The organism is Anaerotruncus sp. AF02-27 (assembly GCF_003465835.1).
GTDB lineage: Bacteria > Bacillota > Clostridia > Oscillospirales > Ruminococcaceae > Anaerotruncus > Anaerotruncus rubiinfantis.
In genome coordinates this window covers 20,545-40,741 of sequence record NZ_QSBX01000027.1, presented here as the reverse complement: position 1 = coordinate 40,741, position 20,197 = coordinate 20,545, and the positions used below count along the sequence as shown (strand labels likewise).

Sequence of the window (20,197 nt, the reverse complement as noted above, 5' to 3'; positions counted from 1 at the left end):
CGCCGCTGCCGGCGCGACCAAGGTCAACGCCCCAATGCCTGGCAACATCCTCGATGTGAAGGTCAAAGAAGGCGACACCGTTGAGGCAAACCAGCTGCTGCTGGTCCTCGAGGCGATGAAGATGGAGAATGAGATCTTTGCACCTGTCGGCGGCACTGTCGTGAGCGTGCATGTAAAGAAGGGTGACGCAGTCAATTCCAACGATCTGTTAGTCTCCATCGGTTAAGAGGAGGGAAACATCAATGGCTCAAAAGGTTAAAATTTGTGAAACCATCCTGCGCGACGCGCATCAGTCCCTGATCGCGACCCGTATGCGCCTGGATGAGATGCTCCCCATCCTTCCGGCGATGGATGAGGTCGGCTTCTATTCCTGCGAATGCTGGGGCGGCGCGACCTTCGACAGCTGCATCCGCTTTTTGGATGAAGATCCCTGGGAGCGTCTGCGCGTGATCCGCAAGAACATGCCCAACACCAAGCTGCAGATGCTGTTCCGCGGCCAGAATATGCTGGGTTACCGTCATTACGCCGACGACACGGTCGAATATTTCGTCCAGAAGTCGGTCGATAACGGCATCGACATCATCCGCATCTTCGACGCGCTCAACGATATCCGCAATCTCGAAACCGCGATCAAGGCCACGAAGAAGAGCGGCGCCCATATGCAGGCGGCGATCTCCTACACCCTGAGCCCGGTTCACAACATCGAGTATTTCGTCAACTATGCAAAGCAGCTTGAGGACGCGGGCGCGGACTCGATCTGCATCAAGGATATGGCGGCTCTGATCACCCCCTACGCGGCTTCCGAGCTGGTCACCGAACTCAAAAAGGCGGTCAAGATCCCGATCGACCTGCACACCCATTACACCTCGGGACTTGCTTCGATGGCGGAAATCAAAGCGATCGAAGCGGGCGTCGACATCATCGACACCGCAATGAGCCCCTTGGCGATGGGCACTTCGCATCCGGCAACCGAGTCGATGGTCGCCGCGCTGCAGGGCACTCCGTATGACACCGGTCTTGATCTCAAGAAACTGGATATCGTGCGCGCGCATTTTGCGAAACTGCGTGAGAAGTACCTCGCCAGCGGTCTGCTTGACCCGAAGGTCATGGGCGTCGACGCGAACACCCTGATCTATCAGGTACCCGGCGGCATGCTTTCGAACCTTGTTTCCCAGCTCAAACAGGCTGGCAAAGAGGATCAGTTTGAAGATGTGCTTCGCGAAATTCCGGGCGTCCGCAAGGATTCCGGCTATCCGCCGCTGGTCACCCCGACCTCCCAGATCGTCGGCACCCAGGCGGTGTTCAACGTCATCATGGGCGAGCGCTACAAGATGGTCACCAAAGAGTTCCGCGCACTGGTCAAGGGCGAATACGGAAAGACCCCGGCTCCGATTTCCGATGAGTTCCGTAAGAAGATCCTCGGTGATGAAGCGCCGATCGACTGCCGTCCGGCTGATCTCATCCCGCCTGAGCTGGAGAAACTGCGCGCCGAATTCCCGGCCGAGTACCTCGAGCAGGACGAGGATGTCCTCACCATGGCGATGTTCCCACAGGTGGCTCCGAAGTTCTTCGAGTCCCGCAAGAACAAAAAGTACGGCGTGGACGGTCATGCCGACAAGGACAGCAAGGTACATCCCGCATAAAAATGCGATGAAAGGGCCTGTTGCGGTATAACGCAACAGGCCCTTCTTGTTTGCTGGGCGGGGGTCCGCTTTCTCTATCCTGCCAACCTTTAGAACAGCCGGCGGAGTTTTCTGCGCCGCAGGTCCTGAAAGAGGGGAACTCATGAGGGAAGGCCATCGACCGTTTCTCCGTGATGCGCAGCGAGCCCGCACATTCAGTCCCTGACGATCAGGCCGAGCAGTTTTGCGAGATCGGCCGCCTGCGGAGAGGTGACGATGGCTCCTTTGAGTTCCTCGCCCGCGAGCACCAGCCCGTCGATTTCGCTTTTGGTGAAGTCGACGCCCCGAAGCGGCGTTTTGAAGAAATTTGCGCCTGACAGCACGGACTGTGAAAGCTCCAGCGCGGAAATCTTACATTCGGAAAAGCTGCAGAACCGCAGGTCGCTTTCCGCAAAACGGGCCTGCTTGATCTTCGCGCGGTCGAAATTGGCATAGCGGAAATTTACGCCGTCGAGGATAATTTCGAGAAGGCTCGCGTTCTGAATATTTGCCCCCACCGCCTTGCAGCCGGTGAAGGTACAGCGTTTGAAATAACAGTCCTCGAAGTCGCTGTTTGAAAGATCGCAGGAACAAAATTCCACATCGATGAAATCGCATTTGCGAAATGAGCAGCCGGTCAGCCGGCAGTTTTCAAAGGAAACGCCGTGGAAGCTTACTGGATCGGCAGTTTCGCCGGAAATTACAAGCGCCTTAAAAATCCGTGCTTTCACATCCTCGCCGTCCGCATAGGCGGCCGCGCAGAGGGCAAATAGTTCGGAAGTTTCTTCGCGCGCGGCGGGCAGCTGCGGCGGTGTGATTTTCATGCAGACCCCTCCAATCGTAGTACAGCGGAAATTGTAGCACGAACCGCGCGTTCTGGCAAGTGGAGGAAAGGCCGGCAAAGCCGCGGATGCAAATTGACAAAACGGCCGGTTTGGAGTAAAATAACAAGATATAGAAGTATCGCCCGGTGTATATCCCCGGGCAGAAAAACGAGGGGCTGTAACACGGATGATCAAGAGCATGACAGGCTACGGACGTGCCCAACAGACGCTGGACGGACGGGATATCACAGTGGAGGTCAAATCGGTTAACCACCGTTTTTTTGAGTTCTCCGCCCGGGTGCCGCGCGCATACGGATATCTGGAAGAAAAGCTGAAAAGCTATCTGCAGGGGCAGATTTCACGCGGCAAGGTGGAGGTCGGCGTTGCCATCCAAACAGTGGAGGGCGGCAATGTCGATGTGGAAATCAATACCGAGCTGGCCGGCGCTTATGTCAAAGCCCTGCGCGGGCTGGGCGAGCAGTTCTCCCTGACTGACGACCTTTCACTTTCCACTGTTTCCCATTTTTCGGATATTTTTACCGTGCGCAAACCCCTTGAGGACGAGGAAGCTGTCTGGGCGGCGGTCAGGCCGGTTGCGGACGCGGCGGCGGCCCGGTTTGTCGCCATGCGCGCCGCCGAAGGCGAGCGGCTGAAAAACGACCTGCTGGACCGGCTTGAAAGCATCGAACAGCAGGTGGCGCTTGTTGTGGAGCAGTCCCCGCGGACGGTGGAAGCCTACCGCGAACGGCTTACTGCGAAGATCCATGAAGTGCTTGCCGACCGCCAGATCGACGAAAGCCGGATCATCACCGAGGCCGCGATCTTTGCCGACCGTGTTGCGGTGGATGAGGAGACGGTGCGCCTGACAAGCCATATCGCCCAGTTCCGGGAGATCCTGACCCATGAGGAGCCGATCGGCCGGAAGCTGGATTTCCTTGTGCAGGAGATGAACCGCGAAGCCAACACCATCGGTTCCAAGGCGCAGGATGTCGCAATCGCGCAGGTGGTTGTCGACATCAAGAGCAATATCGAAAAAATCCGTGAACAGATCCAGAACATCGAATAAAGGGAGGCAGCAAGCGTGAAACTGATCAACATTGGCTTCGGCAACATGGTGTGTGCGAACCGCCTAGTTGCGATCGTGAGCCCGGAATCGGCCCCTATCAAACGCATCATACAGGACGCGCGCGACCGCGGAACGCTGGTGGACGCCACCTATGGCCGCCGTACCCGCGCGGTGATCATCACCGATTCGGACCATGTGATCCTGTCGGCCGTCCAGCCGGAGACGGTTGCGAACCGCCTGGTGGATGAGGATGACGAGGAAGATGAGGATGAGTAACCGCGGGATGCTGATTGTCTATTCCGGGCCATCCGGCGTGGGCAAGGGGACGCTGCTGGCCCCGTACCTGAAAAGCCATCCTGACGCGGCGCTTTCGGTTTCGGTGACGACGCGCGCGCCGCGCCCGGGGGAGACCGATGGGGTGGAATACAGCTTTATCACACGGGAACGGTTCGAGCAGCTCATCAAAAGCGATGGCCTGCTCGAATATGCCGAATACAGTGGGAACTACTACGGGACCCCGCGCGCGGCGGTGGAGGAAAAGATTGCCGCGGGCAGGGACGTCGTTTTGGAGATCGAGGTACAGGGCGCCATGAAGATCAAAAAGAGCTTCCCGGACGCCGCCTTTATCTTTATCCTGCCGCCCTCCTATGCGGAACTCAAGCGGCGGCTGCAGGGCCGCGGGACCGAACCGCCGCAGGTGGTCGCGCGCAGGCTCGCGGCGGCCCGCCGGGAACTTTCATACGCGGGGGAATACGAATACGCGATTGTCAACGACAGTCTGGAAACCGCGGGTGCGCAGCTTGCGGCTGTGATTGAAGCGTCCCGCTGCCGGACCAAATACATGAAGGATTTCATTAAGCAGATAAGTGAGGTAGAAGAAGTATGAGCATGCTCAGACCATCGATGGCTTCCATTATAAAACCGGGTGAGAATTATTACAGTTTTGTGGTGGCTGTTGCGAAACGTGCCCGTGACATCGCGGAGGAGGACGAGGAGATTCATTCCCTCACCGAAGAGAAACCGGTCAAACGGGCGGTCGAAGAATTTGCCAACGGCAAATGCAAGCTGGGCAGCTCGGTCTGCCATGACCTGATATAAGCCTTTTGCAAAGCAGCCCTGTTTTTCGCAGGGCTTGTTTTGTTTTCTGCGCGTGGATTTTGAAATGGGGGATTTTACAATGAGGCGGACCTGTTTTGGGGGGATTGTGCTGTTGACGGTCCTGCTGCTATTTGGCTGTGAAAGCCGCACGGCGGGAGGTTCGTCCGTACAGATGTCTGTGCCCGAAGCCATTTCACAGGCGGCGCCGGAGGAAGCCGAAGCGAAGGATTCCGAGCAGGAGGAGAGCGGCGCACAGCTGAATTTGTGGTATGCGGGAAATCCATATGGCAGCCAGTGCGGGTGGGAACCGGATGGACAGGCCGTGCAGATTGTCTGCGGCAACACGATGTACCGGGTCGATCTGCAAAACCGGAAAATCAGTTCTGCGCAATGTGGCGGACCCGTGGGGCCGCAGGAGGAAGTTTTCCTCTGGCCGGGTGAAAAATACATTCTGCGCACAGGAACGCTCTCGCGCATTGCGCGCCCGGATGGGCCGGACGGCGCGTGGAAGCTGACCAATGCGCAGCTTTATAGCCTGGACGGGAAGCTGGAGCGGGAATTTCACGAACTCACGCCGGAACAGGCCCAGAATGTCAACGACGTCTATGAGGACTTCTATTCGCTTGAAGTTTACTGGCTCGGGCCGGATACCTTCGCCGTGAATACCGGCGCACTGCTTGCGCTCTGTGATGCCGAAACTGGGAAACTCACAATGGTGGAGGATTTCCGCCTGCTCAAGCGGGCGGGCTATTCAGTCGGGAATTCCGGCTCCTATGGGATCAGCGAATGTCAGGCGCAGGACGGTACGCTCTACTACCGGGCTTCGACTGTCGAAGAGGTCGGGTCCCAGGACACCAGCATCAACACTTCCGCTCTGTTTATGCTCACGGCGTCCGGCGAACGCCGGCAGGTTTTCGAAAAAAACCATTTCTACCGCTTCGAGCCGTTCGGCGATCGGATGCTGCTCTATCGTGACTGGAACAGCGGTTCTGCGCAGAACCCTGACGATTCCGAATGGGGAACCCAGGTCTGGCTTGCAGACCCCGAAACGGGCGAACAGACCGAATTGGTACGGCATAACGAGCTCAAGGTGGACTATCCAACCGACGGCAGCCACTACGATTATACAAGCTGGGTGACCGAGAACGAGATGCTTTTGCCAACCTTTCACCGATACGATCTCGAAAGCGGAAAAGAAACCACTTTCACGCCGGGCGATTACGACGATCGCCGCTGGGACAATTACGACGGCAACTTTGGACTGCGGACCACCAGTCTGACGAAGGACGGCCGGGTGCGGTTCCTCTATACGGTGGAATGGGTTGAACAGGACGCGGACGGCGGCTACTGGACGGGCGAATGCTGGAGCTACACCGACGGCGATGCGCAGCCGGTCAAGCTCGATGTCCCATGGATTGACTGGCAGTGCATCCGCGCGATCAATCCGCAGGGTACCCACGGGCTGTTCGAGACGGAAGTGGAAAACAACTGGTGGAATTACCGGGTGATGCCGCTCGACAGCATTACATGAGGAAACGAATGATGAAACGTGCACTGTGCTGTATTTTGATGTTTGCGCTGCTTTTCAGCGGCTGTGGCGCGAAGCCGGAGGAATCCGCGAAGACGGTGACCAGAGAGCCGTTTGACCTTGCGGATGCGGAAAAGATCCTTTCCGAAACCGAGGAATGCGTCGTCGGCCTGGTGCAGGCGGGCGGGGGCAGCCGAAAAACGAGCCTGCGCCGTTTCGAAAAGTGCTACGGCGGCCAGACGGCGGACAGCGCGCAGGAAAACCTATGGCGGGAGATCTGGCGGGTATTCTTTGACAGCGACGCGGACGGAACCGCTGAAACCTTGCAGATTGTGTCGTCCGGATTCTTTTTCCCGACCGTCTACCACGAGGGAATCGAAGTGGCCGAAGCGGATGTGGAGACCGTTTCCTATGAAAAGCCGGAGGACCGGTGGATGGACAGTGAATTTCTGAGAATTCTGGAACGGTACACCGGAGACGATCCGCTGCTCGAAGGCTTCTGGCGCAGAAGTTTTTACCGAAAGGCGCAGGACTCTTGGGTGTTCGACCATCTGGAAGGTCAGATAAATATTGGCGCGGACGGGCTCAATTTCCAGTACCTTCCCTACAAGGAGCGCTATTTTTCCGCGCCGCGGGAGCTTGGGTTCCCATACACCGTCGGACGAGGAAAGGCCACGCTCATCGACGGGAGCGTGGTGGAGATCGCGCTCGAGATGATTGACGGCGTCTATTACGATGTGCGTTCGCCGGGATTTGTTCCTTCGGCGTTTACGTTTAAAACAAACTATGAGGGGACTTATCAGATCCGCTCCACCAAGGGCCCGCTCACCTTTACCTGCCCAATTTTGGCGGACGGGGATGATGCGAACCCGTCTTGGCGCAGGCTCAATTTCCCCGCTGAATTTGAGCTGCTGGTGGAGGATTTTAACGGCGACGGCAACCCGGATTTCACCATCGGACAGCCGGCCTCCAGCAGCATTTGGAGCTACCTGCTCTTTTCGGTGATGGAGGACGGGCAGGTGGAGCAGGCGGACTGCGGAGAAGGGATCTTCGCTTCGGCGGACGGTGCATTTTCGATTCCGCTGGAGATGACTGGTCCAGAGGAATTTACCGTATCCTATTACCACAACGACGAGGCAGCATATCTGCCGGTGCGTTACAGCTGGGCCGGCAATGTGGTCCGAACAAAAACCGAATGACAGGAGGAAACAGGATGTTTGAAGGAAAAACGATCCTGCTCGGCGTGACCGGAGGGATCGCGGCCTATAAAGCGGCGCAGCTGGCGAGCGACCTTTCAAAGACCGCGGCGGATGTGCATGTGATCATGACAAAGAACGCCACCGCGTTTGTCTCGCCGCTCACCTTTGAAACGCTCACGAATAATCGGGTGTCAGTCGATACCTTCGACCGCAATTTCGAATATAATGTCGAACATGTCGCGCTGGCCAAAAAGGCGGACGTGTTTCTGGTCGCGCCCGCGACGGCCAACTTCATCGCCAAGATGGCGGCGGGCATCGCGGACGACATGCTCTCCACCACCATTTTGGCGGCATCCTGCCCGAAGATTGTCGCGCCTGCCATGAATACCGGCATGTACGATAACCCCATCACCCAACGGAACTTACAGACGCTGCTCGCTTTCGGCGTGGATATCGTCGCCCCGGGCAGCGGGCATCTCGCCTGTGGGGATGTGGGGCGCGGCAGACTGCCGGACCCGGCGGTGCTCTTTGAAGCGGTGCGTCGGGCGCTTACGCCGCAGGATCTGCTCGGCGTGCGGGTGCTTGTCACGGCCGGGCCGACCCGGGAGGCGGTTGACCCGGTGCGGTTCCTCTCGAACCACTCGACCGGCAGGATGGGCTATGCGGTCGCGGCGGCGGCGCGGCGGCGCGGCGCCGAAGTCACACTGGTATCCGGCCCGGTTTCGCTCACGCCGCCCGACGGTGTGGATGTGGTGCCGGTTGTGAGCGCCGCCGAGATGTTCGAAGCCGTAAAGGATGCTTGCGAAGAGGCGGATATCATCATCAAGTGTGCGGCGGTGGCCGATTACCGTCCGGTGAACGCCGCAACGGAAAAAATCAAAAAATCTGAGGGAGGCATGGAGATACCCCTTGAGCGTACGCAGGATATCCTTGCGTGGCTTGGGGAGCATCGCCGCCCCGGACAGGTGCTCTGCGGCTTTTCGATGGAGACGAAGGATCTCATCGAGCATAGCCGTCAGAAGCTGGAGCGCAAAAACGCCGACATGATCGTGGCGAACAGCCTGCGGGAAACGGGCGCGGGCTTTGGGACCGAGACGAATCTGGTGACCATCCTGACGCGCGAAAATACGGAACGCCTGCCGCTGATGGAAAAGGAAATGGTCGCGGACGCGCTGCTCGACCGGCTGCTTGCGATTTACCGGGGATAGCGGGTTTGCCGGCGGGGCCGAAGGCCCGGCCCCGGGCGCATAGCCCGGCGCGGCGGCTGCCGCGGGCAAACCCGCCGTTTGCACGGGGTGTGAAGTGATCGAAAGGAGGGACCGGGATGCCGCTCACCGCGAATGTTGTGGTGGAGAACGCTACGCTGCAATTTGATAAGCCATATAGCTACCTGGTTCCGGAAAAAATGCCGGTGCGGCCCGGCTGTCGAGTGGTCGTGCCGTTTGGCGCGGGCAACCGGACCCGGTTCGGTCTGGTGCTCGAACTCATCGAGCGGGAAAATACCGCGCGGCTTAAAAAGATCGCGTCGCTTATCGATGAAAAACCGCTTTTATCATCTGAAATGGTGCTGCTGGCGCGCTATCTGCGCGACACGACCTTCTGCGGCTATTTTGACGCGGTGCGCGCGCTGCTGCCGCCCGGCATCGGCGTGGCGCTCAAATATACCTATGAGCTGGCGAAGGACGCGTCCATCTCGGAGGACGCGCCGCAGGATGAACGGCAGGTCTTTGATTATCTGTCAGGCCGCGGCAGGCCGGTGCGGGAGGAAACCCTCTGCGCCGCGCTTGGAATCGCGCCGGAAGCGCCTGCGCTGCGTGCGCTCTGCGAGCGGGAGATTGTACTCAAATCGCAGGAGGTCCGGCAGCGCATTCTCGATGAAAAACTGGTGATGGCCCGGCTTGCGGACGGGATCGGGGAACTTTCGGATGTAACTGTGAAGATCACAGCCCGCCAGAAGGCGGTGATTGAACTGCTTTTGCAGGTGGGGCAGGCCTCGGTCAAAGAGATCTGCTATTTTGCCGCTGTGGGAAAGACGGTGATCGACCGGCTGGTCAAGGCCGAAGTTGTGCAGCTTTTTACGCGGGAAATTTACCGCAATCCCTATGCAAACACCGGCATCACCGCTGAGATCGGCAGCATCCGGCTTTCGGAAGAACAGCAGGCCGCCTATGAGGAAATCTGCGCGATGACCACAAAGGATGAAGCCAATACGGCGCTGCTCTATGGCGTGACTGGCAGCGGGAAGACCGAAGTTTTCCTGCGCGCGATCAAAGAAGTGCTGGAATCCGGCCGCGGCGTAATCGTCATGGTGCCGGAAATTTCCCTCACGCCGCAGACGATCGAGCGGTTCCACCGGTATTTCGGCGGGCGGGTCGCGGTATTGCACAGCGGCCTTTCCATGAGCGAGCGGATGGATGAATGGAAACGCATTCGTGACGGCAAAGCCGACATCGTGGTCGGCACCCGCAGCGCGGTCTTTGCGCCGCTTGCAAAAATCGGGCTGATCGTCATGGATGAAGAACAGGAAAGCTCCTATAAATCCGAAAAATCCCCGCGTTTCCACGCGCGCGATGTGGCGCGTGTGCGCGCGGCCTATCATAAATGCCTGTTGCTGCTCGCTTCGGCCACGCCGAGTGTCGAGAGCTTTTACCGGGCCAGGCAGGGGAAATACCGCCTGCTGGCTCTGCGCACCCGTTATGGCGCGGCAAAGCTGCCGGACGTGACCATTCTTGATATGTCCACCCAGCCGCTTGAGGCGGCCTCCTCATCCCTTTCAGGCGAGCTTATCGACCAGCTGCGGTATAATCTCGAATGCGGCGAGCAATCGATCCTGCTTTTAAACCGGCGCGGCTACAATACGCTTGTCAAGTGCGCGGTTTGCGCGACGGTGGCTACCTGTCCGAACTGTTCGGTTGCGATGACCTATCACAGCGCGAACGGCCGGCTGATGTGCCACTACTGCGGGCACATCCAGAAGCCGGACGACCTGTGCCCCAACTGCGGGAGCCGTTTTATGCGTTTTTCGGGCGCGGGAACCCAAAAGGTACAGGAAGAACTGGAAGCGATCTTCCCGGACGCGCGGATTTTGCGGATGGATATGGATACCACCATGTCGCGATTTTCACATGAAAAACATTTTGCAGATTTTTCCGCTGGAAAATATGATATAATAATCGGGACACAGATGGTGGCCAAAGGGCTCGATTTTCCGAATGTGACGCTGGTCGGCGTGCTTTCGGCCGATGCGTCCCTCTATGCGCAGGACTACCGCAGTTTCGAGCGGGCGTTCTCGCTTTTCACCCAGGTGGTGGGCCGCTCGGGACGCGCCGAAAAGGCCGGCCGGGCGTATATCCAGACCTTCACGCCGGAAAACCCGGTGATCGCGCTGGCGGCGGCACAGGATTACGACACATTTTATGAAACCGAGATCGAAAGCCGCCGCATCCATCTCTACCCACCCTACTGCGATATGATTGGCGTGGGTTTCTCGGGCCTTGCCAATCTACAGGTGCGGGACGCGGCGCGGCGCTTTCTCTCAAAGCTGGCTGAGGTGGCGAAGAATGAATACCCGGACCTGCCGCTGCGGGTGCTCGGTCCGTGTGAAAGCCAGATTTTAAAAATTGCAGGCAAATTTCGATGGCGTATGGCGATCAAATGCAGCTGCAACGCCCGCACACGGGAATTTTTGTGGAAGGTGGTCGAATGGTATTATTCCCAGAACGAAAACCGCCAGGTCTCCCTCTCGATCGACCCGCGGTATGAAAACAGCATCTGACGCTTCTGGCGCACAGCGCCATTCGATAAAAGAAATTTGATCATGCTAAGGAGGATTCTTTCTAATGGCACTTCGTAATATTTTAAAAAACGGCGACGAGCGGCTGCGAAAAAAAAGCCGCCCGGTCACCGATTTCAACGAACGGCTCTGGATGCTCTTAGACGACATGGCCGAAACGATGCGTGACAGCGACGGGGTGGGGCTTGCCGCGCCGCAGGTCGGCATCCTGCGCCGGGTTGTGGTGATCGACGTGGGCGACGGGCTTGTCGAGCTTGTAAACCCTGTGATCACCGAAACGGAAGGGGATCAGTACGGCGGCGAGGGCTGCCTTTCGGTGCCGGGCGAGTGGGGCATGGTGCACCGTCCGCAGAAACTGGTCGTCAAAGCACAGGACCGCCATGGCAAAGAGATCAAATTGCCCGCGGAGGACTATTTCGCGGTGGCGGTCTGCCATGAAACCGACCATTTGGATGGAATCCTGTTTATCGACCGTGCCGACCGGATGCTGACTCCGGAGGAAATGGAAGAATCCCAAGAGGAGGAATGACCCCATGCGCATCGTTTTCATGGGAACCCCCGACTTCGCGGTGCCGTGCCTGGCGCGGCTCATCGCGGATGGGCACGAGATTGCGGGCGTCTTTACCCAGCCGGACAAGCCGAAAGGCCGCGGCATGAAGCTCTGCCCGCCGCCGGTCAAAGAGCTGGCGCTCGAGCGAAACCTCCCGGTGTACCAGCCGGAAAAGATGAAGGACGGTACGGCGCTTGCCATCCTCAAGGGATTGGCCCCCGAACTGATCGTCGTGGTGGCGTTCGGACGCATCCTGCCGGTGGACATCCTCGACCTGCCGCCGTACGGCTGCATCAATGTCCACGGCTCGCTGCTGCCCCGTTACCGCGGCGCGGCCCCCATCCAGTGGAGCGTCTTAAACGGGGACGAAACCGCCGGCGTGACCACCATGTATCTGGCCGAAGGGCTTGATACCGGCGACATGATCCTCAAAAAAGAAACCCCGGTCGGCCCGGAAGAAACTTCGGGCGAGCTGTTTGACCGGCTTTCTGTGCTTGGCGCCGAGGCGCTCTCCGAAACGGTGGCGCTTATCGCGGCGGGAAAAGCGAGGCGCACGCCGCAGGACGATTCGCTTTCCTGCTATGCGCCGATGCTCACCAAGCAGGACGCGAAAATCGATTTCACAAAGTCTGCCCGCGAGGTTCATAACCTCGTGCGCGGAATGTCCCCGTGGCCGGTTGCGCACACCACCCTGGACGGCAAAACGCTCAAGGTGCACAGGACGCGAACCGCTGAAGGCAGCGGTGCTCCGGGCGAAGTGCTCGCAGGCGGCAAAGCGCTGGTCGTCGCATGCGGAGAAGGCGCAATCGAGCTTCTCGAAATTCAGGCGGATGGCAGCCGCCGGATGGCGGCGGCGGATTATCTGCGCGGGCACCCGGTCATGAAGGGCGCGAAGCTCGGCTTGTAAACGCACCGGAAAGGAGAAGATTTTTATTTTATGTTTTTTGATTATTACTATCTGATCCTGGTTGTCCCGGCCCTGCTGCTTGCGGCGTGGGCGCAGGCGACGGTCAGCAGCACCTACCGCAAATATTCCCAGGTTCATTCCTCCCGGCGGCTGACCGGCGCGGATGCGGCCCGGCGGATTCTCGATTCCAACGGGCTTTATAATGTGCGCATCGAGCACATCCGCGGGGAGCTGACCGACCATTATGACCCGGGCGCGAATGTTGTGCGCCTTTCGGACAACGTCTATTCGAGCAGCTCGGTGGCTGCGCTCGGCGTGGCGGCGCATGAATGTGGGCACGCGGTGCAGCATGCCACCCATTACACGCCGCTCATCTTCCGAAACGCGATCATCCCGGTCACAAACTTCGGCTCGAAGCTGTCGATCCCGCTCATCATTATTGGGATGCTCCTGTCCTACGGGCCGCTTATTGATATAGGCCTTTTGCTTTTCTCACTGGTGGCGATATTCCAGCTTGTCACCCTGCCGGTCGAGTTCAATGCTTCGTCCCGCGCGCTCGCCACGCTCGAAAACGACCATTTTCTGGAACCGAACGAGCTTCGCGGCTCCAAGAAGGTGTTGCAGGCAGCGGCGCTCACCTATGTGGCGGCGCTGCTCGTGACAATCATGCAGCTCCTGCGGCTGGTGCTGCTTTCCCGCAATCGCCGCGACTAACATGCAGATGGGAACAAACTGATGAAAGATGCACGCTGCACGGCGGCGCAGGCGCTGATGCGCCAGTATTCCGCCAACGCCTACTCAAACCTTGTGATCGAGCCGCTGATTGCCAAAAACAGGCTTTCCCCACGTGACGCGGCCTTTGCTTCGGCGCTTTTCTATACCGCGCTCGAGCGGATGCTCACGCTCGACCACATTCTGCGCAAATACTGCTCCCGTCCGCCCGAAAGGCTCGATCAGACGGTGCGGGCAGCTTTGCAGCTCGGCCTTTGCCAGCTGCTTTACATGGACGGCGTGGACGACTACGCGGCTGTGAATGAGAGCGTCAGCCTGACGAAAGCGCTCGGCGCGGCAAGGGCCTCCGGCATGGTGAACGGCGTGCTGCGTTCCTTCCTGCGCGATGGGAAGGAGATTCCGCCCGTCAGAGGCGGCAAGGCCGAACAGCTCGTGGTGGAATACTCCTGCCCGGCCTGGCTCATCGAACGCTGGCTTTCGGCCTACGGCGAAGAGACCGCGCTGCGCATGCTTGCGGGCTCGCTTGGCCGCCCCCCCATTTACCTGCGCGCCAACACGGTGAAAACCACCGCGCGGGCGCTCGCTGCCCGGCTCGAGGCCGAAGGCGTGCGGGCAATTCCCGAACCGGCGCCGGAAGGATGCCTTCTGGCGGAGGGAAAATTTGCGGTCGAAACGCTCCCGGCCTATCGGGACGGCCTTTTCCATGTGCAGGACAAGGCCTCGCAGTTCACGGCGGCGGCGCTCGGCGCCCTGCCCGGTGAACGGGTGCTTGACCTGTGCGCCGCGCCCGGCGGCAAGACCTTCACGATTGCCGAGCTGATGGGAAACCAGGGGGAAGTCGTCGCGCGCGACCTGCATGAAAAGCGTGCCCGGCTGGTTGCCGGCGGCGCGAAACGGCTCGGCCTCACAATCGTTTCGGCTTCGGCGGGGGACGCGGCTGTTTTTGATGAAACGCTCGGCAGCTTTGACCGGGTGCTCTGTGATGTACCGTGCTCCGGTTTTGGAATTATCCGCCGCAAGCCGGAAATCAAGTATAAACCGATGGAAAGCATCCAGAACCTTCCGGGGATCCAGTATAAAATTCTCCAAACCGCCGCACACTATTTAAAGGCGGGTGGTACGCTCGTTTATTCGACCTGTACGCTGCTCCCCGAAGAAAATGAACGGGTCGTTGCGCTTTTTTGCGGGGAACATCCGGATTTCTCCCTTGAAAACCAGGAAACCTACACCGGGGAAACGGTGGATACTGACGGATTCTTTGTATCCGTCCTCAGAAAACGGTGAAAATGAATGGGTAAACAGGACATCAAATCCTTAACAGGCAAGGAACTTGAAACGGCGGTCTGTGAAATGGGCCTGCCGCGTTTTCGCGCGGGACAGATTTACAGCTGGCTGCACGGGAAACGGGTATCCACATTTGCTGAAATGACCAACCTTTCGGCGGCGCTTCGTGAACAGCTTGATGAAAAATTTTACATAAACGCCATCCGCGTCAAAAAAAGACTTGTTTCCAACCTGGATGGTACGGTAAAATATCTTTATGAGCTGCGTGACCAAAACTGTGTGGAAGCGGTGCTGATGCGTTACCGCCACGGCAATTCGCTCTGCATCTCCACGCAGGTCGGATGCCGGATGGGCTGCAAATTCTGCGCCTCGACCATCGGCGGGCTGGTGAGAAGCCTCACGCCGTCCGAAATGCTCGACGAGGTCTACACAGCGCAGGCCGATTCGGGCGAGCGGGTCGACAGTCTGGTGCTGATGGGCATCGGCGAACCGCTCGACAATTTCGATAATGTGATGGCGTTTTTGGAGATCCTTTCCTCCAGGGAGGGACTGAACCTTAGCCTGCGGCATGTGTCGCTGTCGACCTGCGGGCTGGTCGACAAGATCTATGAGCTCGCCGCGCGCAAATTGCAGCTGACTTTGTCCGTTTCGCTGCACGCGCCAAATGATGCCATCCGCAACCAGTCGATGCCAATTAATAAAAAGTATAGCGTTGAAGAGCTTCTGGAGGCCTGCCGCCGGTATTTTGAAGTCACAGGGCGGCGAGTCTCGTTTGAATATGCACTGATCGCCGGTGTGAACGATGCGCCCGCGCATGCAAAAGAGCTTGCAGAGCGCCTGCGCGGCATGGCGGCGCATGTGAACCTGATCCCGGTCAATCCGGTGAAGGAGACCGGCTATCAGCGCGGGAGCCGCGAGGCGGTCGAACGTTTTCGGGCCGCGCTCGAACGGTACGGGGTGAACGCAACTGTACGCCGGGAGCTTGGCGCGGACATTGCGGCGGCCTGCGGACAGCTGCGCCGCCAGGAAACCCTTTGAATAGGGTTTCCCGGATCTTCTTAAACTTTTGATCCTGCTGCGCCGCAGGGCTGCGGACGCGGCGTTTCCACCGCAACAGCCAACGGGCCCCCAACAGGAAGGGGCACACGGGGGGAGGGTCGCCGACCCTCCGCCCGTGATGCGCGACTGCTTCGGCTTGTCTGAACGGCCCGTCAGTTGTGGACGGGAACCGCAACTGACTCGCGCAAAAAAGGGAGGTTTTCATTTGATACGAATCTTTGCCGGGACCGATAAGGGACGGGTGCGGCCGATCAATCAGGACGCTTTCGTTTATGAAGTGCTGGATGACAACACGGCCTATGCTGTGCTGTGCGATGGCATGGGCGGTGAAAGCGGCGGGCACATCGCCAGTTCGAAGGCAGTCGAGATCATCGGGCAGGCGCTTTCAAGAGGGCTCAATGCCCATCCGCTGGCTTCGTCGGTCAAACCGATGTTGATTTCCGCCGTCACGGCTGCGAACGCCGTGATCTTTGAGATGAGCGAAAACGACAAGAACCTGCGCGGTATGGGCACCACGGTGGTGGCTGCGGTCGTGCGGGACGATCTTTTGTGCATTGCGCACGCGGGAGACAGCCGTGCCTACCTGTTCGCACAGGATACCGGCAAGCTCCGGCGACTCACCCGCGACCACAGCGTGGTGCAGCTTCTGGTGGACAACGGCGAAATCACCGAGGAGGAAGCCAAGAAGCACCCCAAGCGCAACTATATCACCCGGGCGCTCGGCGTGGAGCGGATGATTGAACTGGAATATTCCGAAACCCCCTTTGCCGCCGGACGGCTGCTTCTCTGTTCGGATGGGCTTTATAATTTTGCGCCGCCGGAGGAGCATCTCGACCTGGTGGGTACCTGCGCGAGCGAGCAGGATGTTTTCCTGCTTATTGACGAGGCGAATAAAGCAGGTGGATCTGACAATATTACAGCCGTGATTATTGCGAAATAGGACGCAGGAGGAAACCTTGAATGGATAAATTTTTGGGAAAAAAGCTGGACGGCCGCTACGAGATCATGGAGATCATCGGAATCGGCGGGATGGCGAACGTCTACAAGGCTTACGATGTGATCGAGGACCGCATCGTGGCCGTGAAAATCCTGCGTGAGGAATATATGGACAACGAGGATATGCGCCGCCGGTTCAAAAACGAATCGAAGGCGATGGCAGTCCTCAACCATCCGAATGTCATGCGCGTCTATGACGTCAGCTTTTCCGACCGGATGCAGTCGATTGTTATGGAGTATATTGACGGCATCACCCTCAAGGAGTATATCGAGCAGCAGGGTATCCTCAAATGGAAGGAAGCGGTGCATTTCACTGTGCAGATCCTGCGCGCTTTGCAGCACGCCCATGACAAGGGGATTGTCCACCGGGACATCAAGCCCCAGAACATCATGCTGCTTTCGGACGGCACCATCAAGATCACTGATTTCGGTATCGCCCGCTTTGCGCGCAGCGAAACCCGTACCCTCACCGACAAGGCGATCGGTTCGGTTCATTATATCAGCCCGGAACAGGCGAGCGGCGGCGCGATTGACGCGCGCACCGACATTTATTCGGTGGGCGTCATCCTCTATGAGATGTTGACCGGTAAGGTTCCGTTCGAGGCGGACACGCCGGTTTCGGTCGCGCTCAAACAGATCCAGTCGGCGGCTGTCCCGCCGCGCGAGCTGAACCCATCGATTCCGGAGGGCTTACAGGAGATCACTATGCACGCCATGGAAAAGGATCTGAACAAACGCTACCAGAGCGCGGCGCAGATGCTGCGCGATATCGACGAGTTCAAACGCGACCCGTCTATCTCATTTGAATATAAATATCTGAATATGCCGCATGCGCATGACGAAACAAAATATTCCGATGCGATCCAGGATGTGCGCAAGAGCAAGAAGGACAAGGGCAAGAAATCCAAGAAGGACAAGCCCAAGCGCGCCCCGATCATCCCGGTGCTCGCGGGGGTCACGGCGGCGTTCGTGCTCGTTTCGGGCGCGTTCATCGGCTGGATGGTCTGGCTCAATAATCCGTTTGCGACGGTGGCCGACGCGACCATCCCAACGCTCATCGGGGAAAAGTACGACAATGTCCGCATCTCCCCAAAATATGAGCAGTTCAACATCCAGGTGATCGAAACCGACTACAACAACGAATACGGCAAAGGGATCATCTATGACCAGAGCCCCAAACCGGGTACCACGGTCAAGGTCAATTCTGATATCAAAGTCAAGGTCAGTACCGGAAAACTCACCACCACACTTCCGGATTTCACTGGGCAGGATGCGGCGCAGGTGATTGCGCAGCTGAGCGAGTGGGGCGTGCTTTACGACGAAAAATCCATTTTTGACGACAACATCCCGTCTGGCAGCGTGGTCAAGCTCACCGACGAGAACGGCGCGCTGCTGCCGGAGGGGTCACAGGTTGCGGCGGGCGATTCGGTCGCGATCTATGTCAGCATGGGCCGCGAGGAGAAACTGGTCACAGTGCCGGATCTGACCATCGGCATCAGCCTGGACGACGCAAAGACCCTGCTCGAGAACTTTAAGCTCAAGATCGGCCGGATCACCTATGAGGAGCCGGACGAGGACGAAGATTATCCGGACGGAACGATCATCAAGCAGTCCCCGGCGCCGGATTCACAGGTTTCGCAGAATTCGCTCATCGACGTGACGGTGGTCGGCAGGGATGACGGCACCATCAAGATGACTCTCTTCATCCCGCTGCCAAAGGACGTGAACCGGATTGTCGAGATGTCCGCCACAATGGACGGGCAGCAGGTTGCCAGGGACAATGTCAATCCCTCTGAGATGAAAACCTGGAAACCGCTCTTCCAGGGGGAAGGGAATGTGGAAGTCAATATCTATTTTGACGGGGAGCTGTACCAGATGTACGAGCTCGACTTCGATCTCAAGGGGCACAGGCTGATCAACGACTACTCGGATGAGTTCACCGAATAAGGAAAAACACATGGATTATCAGACAGGACTTATCATCAAAGCGACCGGCGGCTTCTATTATGTAGCCGCCGGTGACGTCATCTATGAATGCCGTGCCCGGGGGCTCTTCCGCAAGGATGGGGTCAGCCCGCTTTGCGGGGACCGGGTGAAGGTGGAGGTGATCTCCGGGACGACCGGCTGCGTCTCGGAGATTTTGCCGCGCAAAAACGCGCTCATCCGCCCGCCGCTTGCAAACCTGGACACGCTGGCGGTTGTGACCTCGGTCTGTGATCCGGCCCCCAATCCGCTCGTGATTGACAAGATGCTGGCGATTGCCTGCCACAAGGGCATCCGGCCAGTCCTGGTCGTCACCAAGGCGGATCTTGGCAGCGCCGGGAAACTCCAGGAGATCTACCGGCTGGCAGGAATCGACCTGTTCACCGTTTCGGACAAGAGCGATGAAGGCATCGCGGAGATCCGTGCGGCGCTCAGCCATGGAATCAGCGCGTTTACCGGCAATACCGGCGTGGGAAAATCGAGCCTTCTGAATCGGATCGACAGCCGCTTGGCGCTGGCCACCGGAGAAACGAGCCAGAAACTTGGCCGTGGAAGGCACACGACCCGTCACGTTGAGCTCTACCGGATCGGGGAGGACGGCTACATCGCGGACACGCCCGGCTTTTCGGCGGTTGAACTCGAACGGTACGAGGTGATCCGCAAGGAAGAACTGGCCGATTGTTTCCCGGAGTTTGCAGAATATACCGGGCGCTGCCAATTCACCGGCTGTTCCCACACGGTGGAAAAAGGCTGTGCGGTCCTCAGCGCACTTGCGGAAGGGAAGATCCACCCCTCGCGGCATGCGAGTTACCGCGCGCTTTACGAGGACGCGAAAAAGATCAAAGAATGGGAATTGAAGGGACGTTAGGCTTTTGAAGGGACGCTGCATTATCCTGGCGGGAGGACCGTCGCGCTGCGGCGGGGTGCCGCTTACTGTTTTGCCGGGCGACTATGTCATCGCATGTGATTCCGGATACCTGCTTGCACAGGAACGCGGGCTTTTGCCCGACCTGGTGGTCGGGGATTTTGACTCCTATGGAGGCGAGATCGATCCGCGGATTCCGGTGCAGGAAGTCCCGGCGCGTAAAAATGATACCGACACGCTGCTTGGCCTGCGCAAAGGGCTAAAACGCGGCTTTCGGGATTTTTTCATTCTGGGCGGTTTTGGCGGGCGGCTCGACCACACGGTTGCGAACCTGCAGTCGCTTGCATTCCTCTGTGAGCAGGGCGCGCGCGGGCAGATCCATACGGACGAAAACCATGCCTGGGCGGTTCGAAACGGGGATGTTACGCTGAAAAAGCTCCCAGGCTGTCATCTTTCGGTATTCGCTTGGGGAGGTCCGGCATATGGAGTGACCCTTTCCGGTGTTTCGTATCCGCTCGAAGAACACACGCTGACCCCAGGTTTCCCGCTCGGTGTAAGCAACGAATTTGCGGGAGATACCGCGTGTATTTCGGTGCGGGAGGGGACCTTGCTCATTGTCGCGTCCCGGGAGGGCGTATGAAGATTTGAAGGA

The 20,197-nt window shown here is 58.5% G+C and carries 20 protein-coding genes; 19 read left to right on the top strand and 1 reads right to left on the bottom strand.

Annotated features, from left to right (window positions below):
- Together DWV16_RS15570 and DWV16_RS15565 are read left to right on the top strand one after the other, a co-directional pair.
- Nucleotides 1–226, top strand: a 226-nt coding sequence (locus DWV16_RS15570) for a biotin/lipoyl-containing protein (RefSeq protein ID WP_243007340.1), incomplete at its 5' end; no start/stop codon positions are given.
- A gap of 16 nt (nucleotides 227–242) precedes the next feature.
- The gene (locus DWV16_RS15565) at nucleotides 243–1,643 is read left to right on the top strand and encodes an oxaloacetate decarboxylase subunit alpha (RefSeq protein WP_066452984.1); all 1,401 of its coding nucleotides are present in this window, start codon (nucleotides 243–245) and stop codon (nucleotides 1,641–1,643) included.
- A gap of 194 nt (nucleotides 1,644–1,837) precedes the next feature.
- Here the strand turns inward: DWV16_RS15565 and DWV16_RS15560 are convergent, their stop codons facing one another.
- Nucleotides 1,838–2,485 (bottom strand): pentapeptide repeat-containing protein, encoded by a 648-nt coding sequence (locus DWV16_RS15560; protein ID WP_158572936.1) that lies wholly within the window; start codon nucleotides 2,483–2,485, stop codon nucleotides 1,838–1,840.
- A 187-nt stretch (nucleotides 2,486–2,672) separates the two neighbouring features.
- On the opposite strand from DWV16_RS15560, the gene DWV16_RS15555 reads away from it, so the two are divergent.
- The 17 genes from DWV16_RS15555 (at nucleotide 2,673) to DWV16_RS15475 (ending at nucleotide 20,185) form a co-directional block, all read left to right on the top strand.
- Nucleotides 2,673–3,551, top strand: coding sequence for a YicC/YloC family endoribonuclease (locus tag DWV16_RS15555; RefSeq protein WP_066452988.1), 879 nt, complete (start codon nucleotides 2,673–2,675; stop codon nucleotides 3,549–3,551).
- Nucleotides 3,552–3,566: 15 nt separating this feature from the next.
- On the top strand, nucleotides 3,567–3,827 hold the full coding sequence (remA, locus tag DWV16_RS15550) for an extracellular matrix/biofilm regulator RemA (RefSeq protein ID WP_079987995.1): 261 nt from the start codon (nucleotides 3,567–3,569) through the stop codon (nucleotides 3,825–3,827).
- Entirely contained in the window at nucleotides 3,820–4,437 is a 618-nt protein-coding gene (gmk, locus tag DWV16_RS15545) for a guanylate kinase (RefSeq protein WP_066452990.1), read from the top strand. The genes remA and gmk overlap by 8 nt, the downstream gene beginning before the upstream one ends.
- Nucleotides 4,434–4,649: a DNA-directed RNA polymerase subunit omega gene (gene rpoZ / locus DWV16_RS15540; RefSeq protein ID WP_242863533.1), complete on the top strand. Its 216-nt coding sequence runs from the start codon at nucleotides 4,434–4,436 to the stop codon at nucleotides 4,647–4,649. The genes gmk and rpoZ overlap by 4 nt, the downstream gene beginning before the upstream one ends.
- Nucleotides 4,650–4,728: 79 nt before the next feature.
- Entirely contained in the window at nucleotides 4,729–6,180 is a 1,452-nt protein-coding gene (locus tag DWV16_RS15535) for a hypothetical protein (protein WP_118480127.1), read from the top strand.
- Between the two features lie 8 nt (nucleotides 6,181–6,188).
- Entirely contained in the window at nucleotides 6,189–7,376 is a 1,188-nt protein-coding gene (locus tag DWV16_RS15530; protein WP_118480125.1) for a hypothetical protein, read from the top strand.
- A 14-nt stretch (nucleotides 7,377–7,390) separates the two neighbouring features.
- Nucleotides 7,391–8,584, top strand: coding sequence for a bifunctional phosphopantothenoylcysteine decarboxylase/phosphopantothenate--cysteine ligase CoaBC (gene coaBC / locus DWV16_RS15525; protein ID WP_066452999.1), 1,194 nt, complete (start codon nucleotides 7,391–7,393; stop codon nucleotides 8,582–8,584).
- A gap of 116 nt (nucleotides 8,585–8,700) precedes the next feature.
- Entirely contained in the window at nucleotides 8,701–11,151 is a 2,451-nt protein-coding gene (gene priA, locus DWV16_RS15520) for a primosomal protein N' (protein ID WP_118480123.1), read from the top strand.
- A 64-nt stretch (nucleotides 11,152–11,215) separates the two neighbouring features.
- Complete coding sequence (def, locus tag DWV16_RS15515; protein WP_118480121.1) at nucleotides 11,216–11,698, top strand: peptide deformylase; 483 nt, start codon at nucleotides 11,216–11,218, stop codon at nucleotides 11,696–11,698.
- Nucleotides 11,699–11,702: 4 nt separating this feature from the next.
- Complete coding sequence (gene fmt / locus DWV16_RS15510; RefSeq protein ID WP_118480119.1) at nucleotides 11,703–12,626, top strand: methionyl-tRNA formyltransferase; 924 nt, start codon at nucleotides 11,703–11,705, stop codon at nucleotides 12,624–12,626.
- A gap of 30 nt (nucleotides 12,627–12,656) precedes the next feature.
- Nucleotides 12,657–13,340, top strand: coding sequence for a zinc metallopeptidase (locus DWV16_RS15505; RefSeq protein ID WP_066453006.1), 684 nt, complete (start codon nucleotides 12,657–12,659; stop codon nucleotides 13,338–13,340).
- Nucleotides 13,341–13,361: 21 nt separating this feature from the next.
- Nucleotides 13,362–14,642: a 16S rRNA (cytosine(967)-C(5))-methyltransferase RsmB gene (gene rsmB, locus DWV16_RS15500; RefSeq protein WP_066453008.1), complete on the top strand. Its 1,281-nt coding sequence runs from the start codon at nucleotides 13,362–13,364 to the stop codon at nucleotides 14,640–14,642.
- A 6-nt stretch (nucleotides 14,643–14,648) separates the two neighbouring features.
- Nucleotides 14,649–15,680, top strand: a complete 1,032-nt coding sequence (rlmN, locus tag DWV16_RS15495; RefSeq protein WP_066453010.1) for a 23S rRNA (adenine(2503)-C(2))-methyltransferase RlmN — start codon at nucleotides 14,649–14,651, stop codon at nucleotides 15,678–15,680.
- Between the two features lie 226 nt (nucleotides 15,681–15,906).
- Nucleotides 15,907–16,641 (top strand): Stp1/IreP family PP2C-type Ser/Thr phosphatase, encoded by a 735-nt coding sequence (locus tag DWV16_RS15490; protein ID WP_158572935.1) that lies wholly within the window; start codon nucleotides 15,907–15,909, stop codon nucleotides 16,639–16,641.
- Nucleotides 16,642–16,661: 20 nt separating this feature from the next.
- Nucleotides 16,662–18,644: a Stk1 family PASTA domain-containing Ser/Thr kinase gene (gene pknB, locus DWV16_RS15485; RefSeq protein WP_066453011.1), complete on the top strand. Its 1,983-nt coding sequence runs from the start codon at nucleotides 16,662–16,664 to the stop codon at nucleotides 18,642–18,644.
- A 10-nt stretch (nucleotides 18,645–18,654) separates the two neighbouring features.
- Complete coding sequence (gene rsgA / locus DWV16_RS15480) at nucleotides 18,655–19,548, top strand: ribosome small subunit-dependent GTPase A (RefSeq protein WP_066453012.1); 894 nt, start codon at nucleotides 18,655–18,657, stop codon at nucleotides 19,546–19,548.
- A 4-nt stretch (nucleotides 19,549–19,552) separates the two neighbouring features.
- The gene (locus DWV16_RS15475) at nucleotides 19,553–20,185 is read left to right on the top strand and encodes a thiamine diphosphokinase (RefSeq protein WP_118480115.1); all 633 of its coding nucleotides are present in this window, start codon (nucleotides 19,553–19,555) and stop codon (nucleotides 20,183–20,185) included.
- The last annotated feature ends 12 nt before the right edge of the window (nucleotides 20,186–20,197 follow it).

Excerpts from the sequence above, each read along its gene's own strand:
- DWV16_RS15565 (WP_066452984.1), top strand. The coding sequence starts at position 243 with ATGGCTCAAAAGGTTAAAATTTGTGAAACCATCCTGCGCGACGCGCAT.
- DWV16_RS15560 (WP_158572936.1), bottom strand. The coding sequence starts at position 2,485 with ATGAAAATCACACCGCCGCAGCTGCCCGCCGCGCGCGAAGAAACTTCC.
- DWV16_RS15555 (WP_066452988.1), top strand. The coding sequence starts at position 2,673 with ATGATCAAGAGCATGACAGGCTACGGACGTGCCCAACAGACGCTGGAC.
- gmk (WP_066452990.1), top strand. The coding sequence starts at position 3,820 with ATGAGTAACCGCGGGATGCTGATTGTCTATTCCGGGCCATCCGGCGTG.
- rpoZ (WP_242863533.1), top strand. The coding sequence starts at position 4,434 with ATGAGCATGCTCAGACCATCGATGGCTTCCATTATAAAACCGGGTGAG.
- DWV16_RS15535 (WP_118480127.1), top strand. The coding sequence starts at position 4,729 with ATGAGGCGGACCTGTTTTGGGGGGATTGTGCTGTTGACGGTCCTGCTG.
- DWV16_RS15530 (WP_118480125.1), top strand. The coding sequence starts at position 6,189 with ATGATGAAACGTGCACTGTGCTGTATTTTGATGTTTGCGCTGCTTTTC.
- coaBC (WP_066452999.1), top strand. The coding sequence starts at position 7,391 with ATGTTTGAAGGAAAAACGATCCTGCTCGGCGTGACCGGAGGGATCGCG.
- priA (WP_118480123.1), top strand. The coding sequence starts at position 8,701 with ATGCCGCTCACCGCGAATGTTGTGGTGGAGAACGCTACGCTGCAATTT.
- def (WP_118480121.1), top strand. The coding sequence starts at position 11,216 with ATGGCACTTCGTAATATTTTAAAAAACGGCGACGAGCGGCTGCGAAAA.
- fmt (WP_118480119.1), top strand. The coding sequence starts at position 11,703 with ATGCGCATCGTTTTCATGGGAACCCCCGACTTCGCGGTGCCGTGCCTG.
- DWV16_RS15505 (WP_066453006.1), top strand. The coding sequence starts at position 12,657 with ATGTTTTTTGATTATTACTATCTGATCCTGGTTGTCCCGGCCCTGCTG.
- rsmB (WP_066453008.1), top strand. The coding sequence starts at position 13,362 with ATGAAAGATGCACGCTGCACGGCGGCGCAGGCGCTGATGCGCCAGTAT.
- rlmN (WP_066453010.1), top strand. The coding sequence starts at position 14,649 with ATGGGTAAACAGGACATCAAATCCTTAACAGGCAAGGAACTTGAAACG.
- pknB (WP_066453011.1), top strand. The coding sequence starts at position 16,662 with ATGGATAAATTTTTGGGAAAAAAGCTGGACGGCCGCTACGAGATCATG.
- rsgA (WP_066453012.1), top strand. The coding sequence starts at position 18,655 with ATGGATTATCAGACAGGACTTATCATCAAAGCGACCGGCGGCTTCTAT.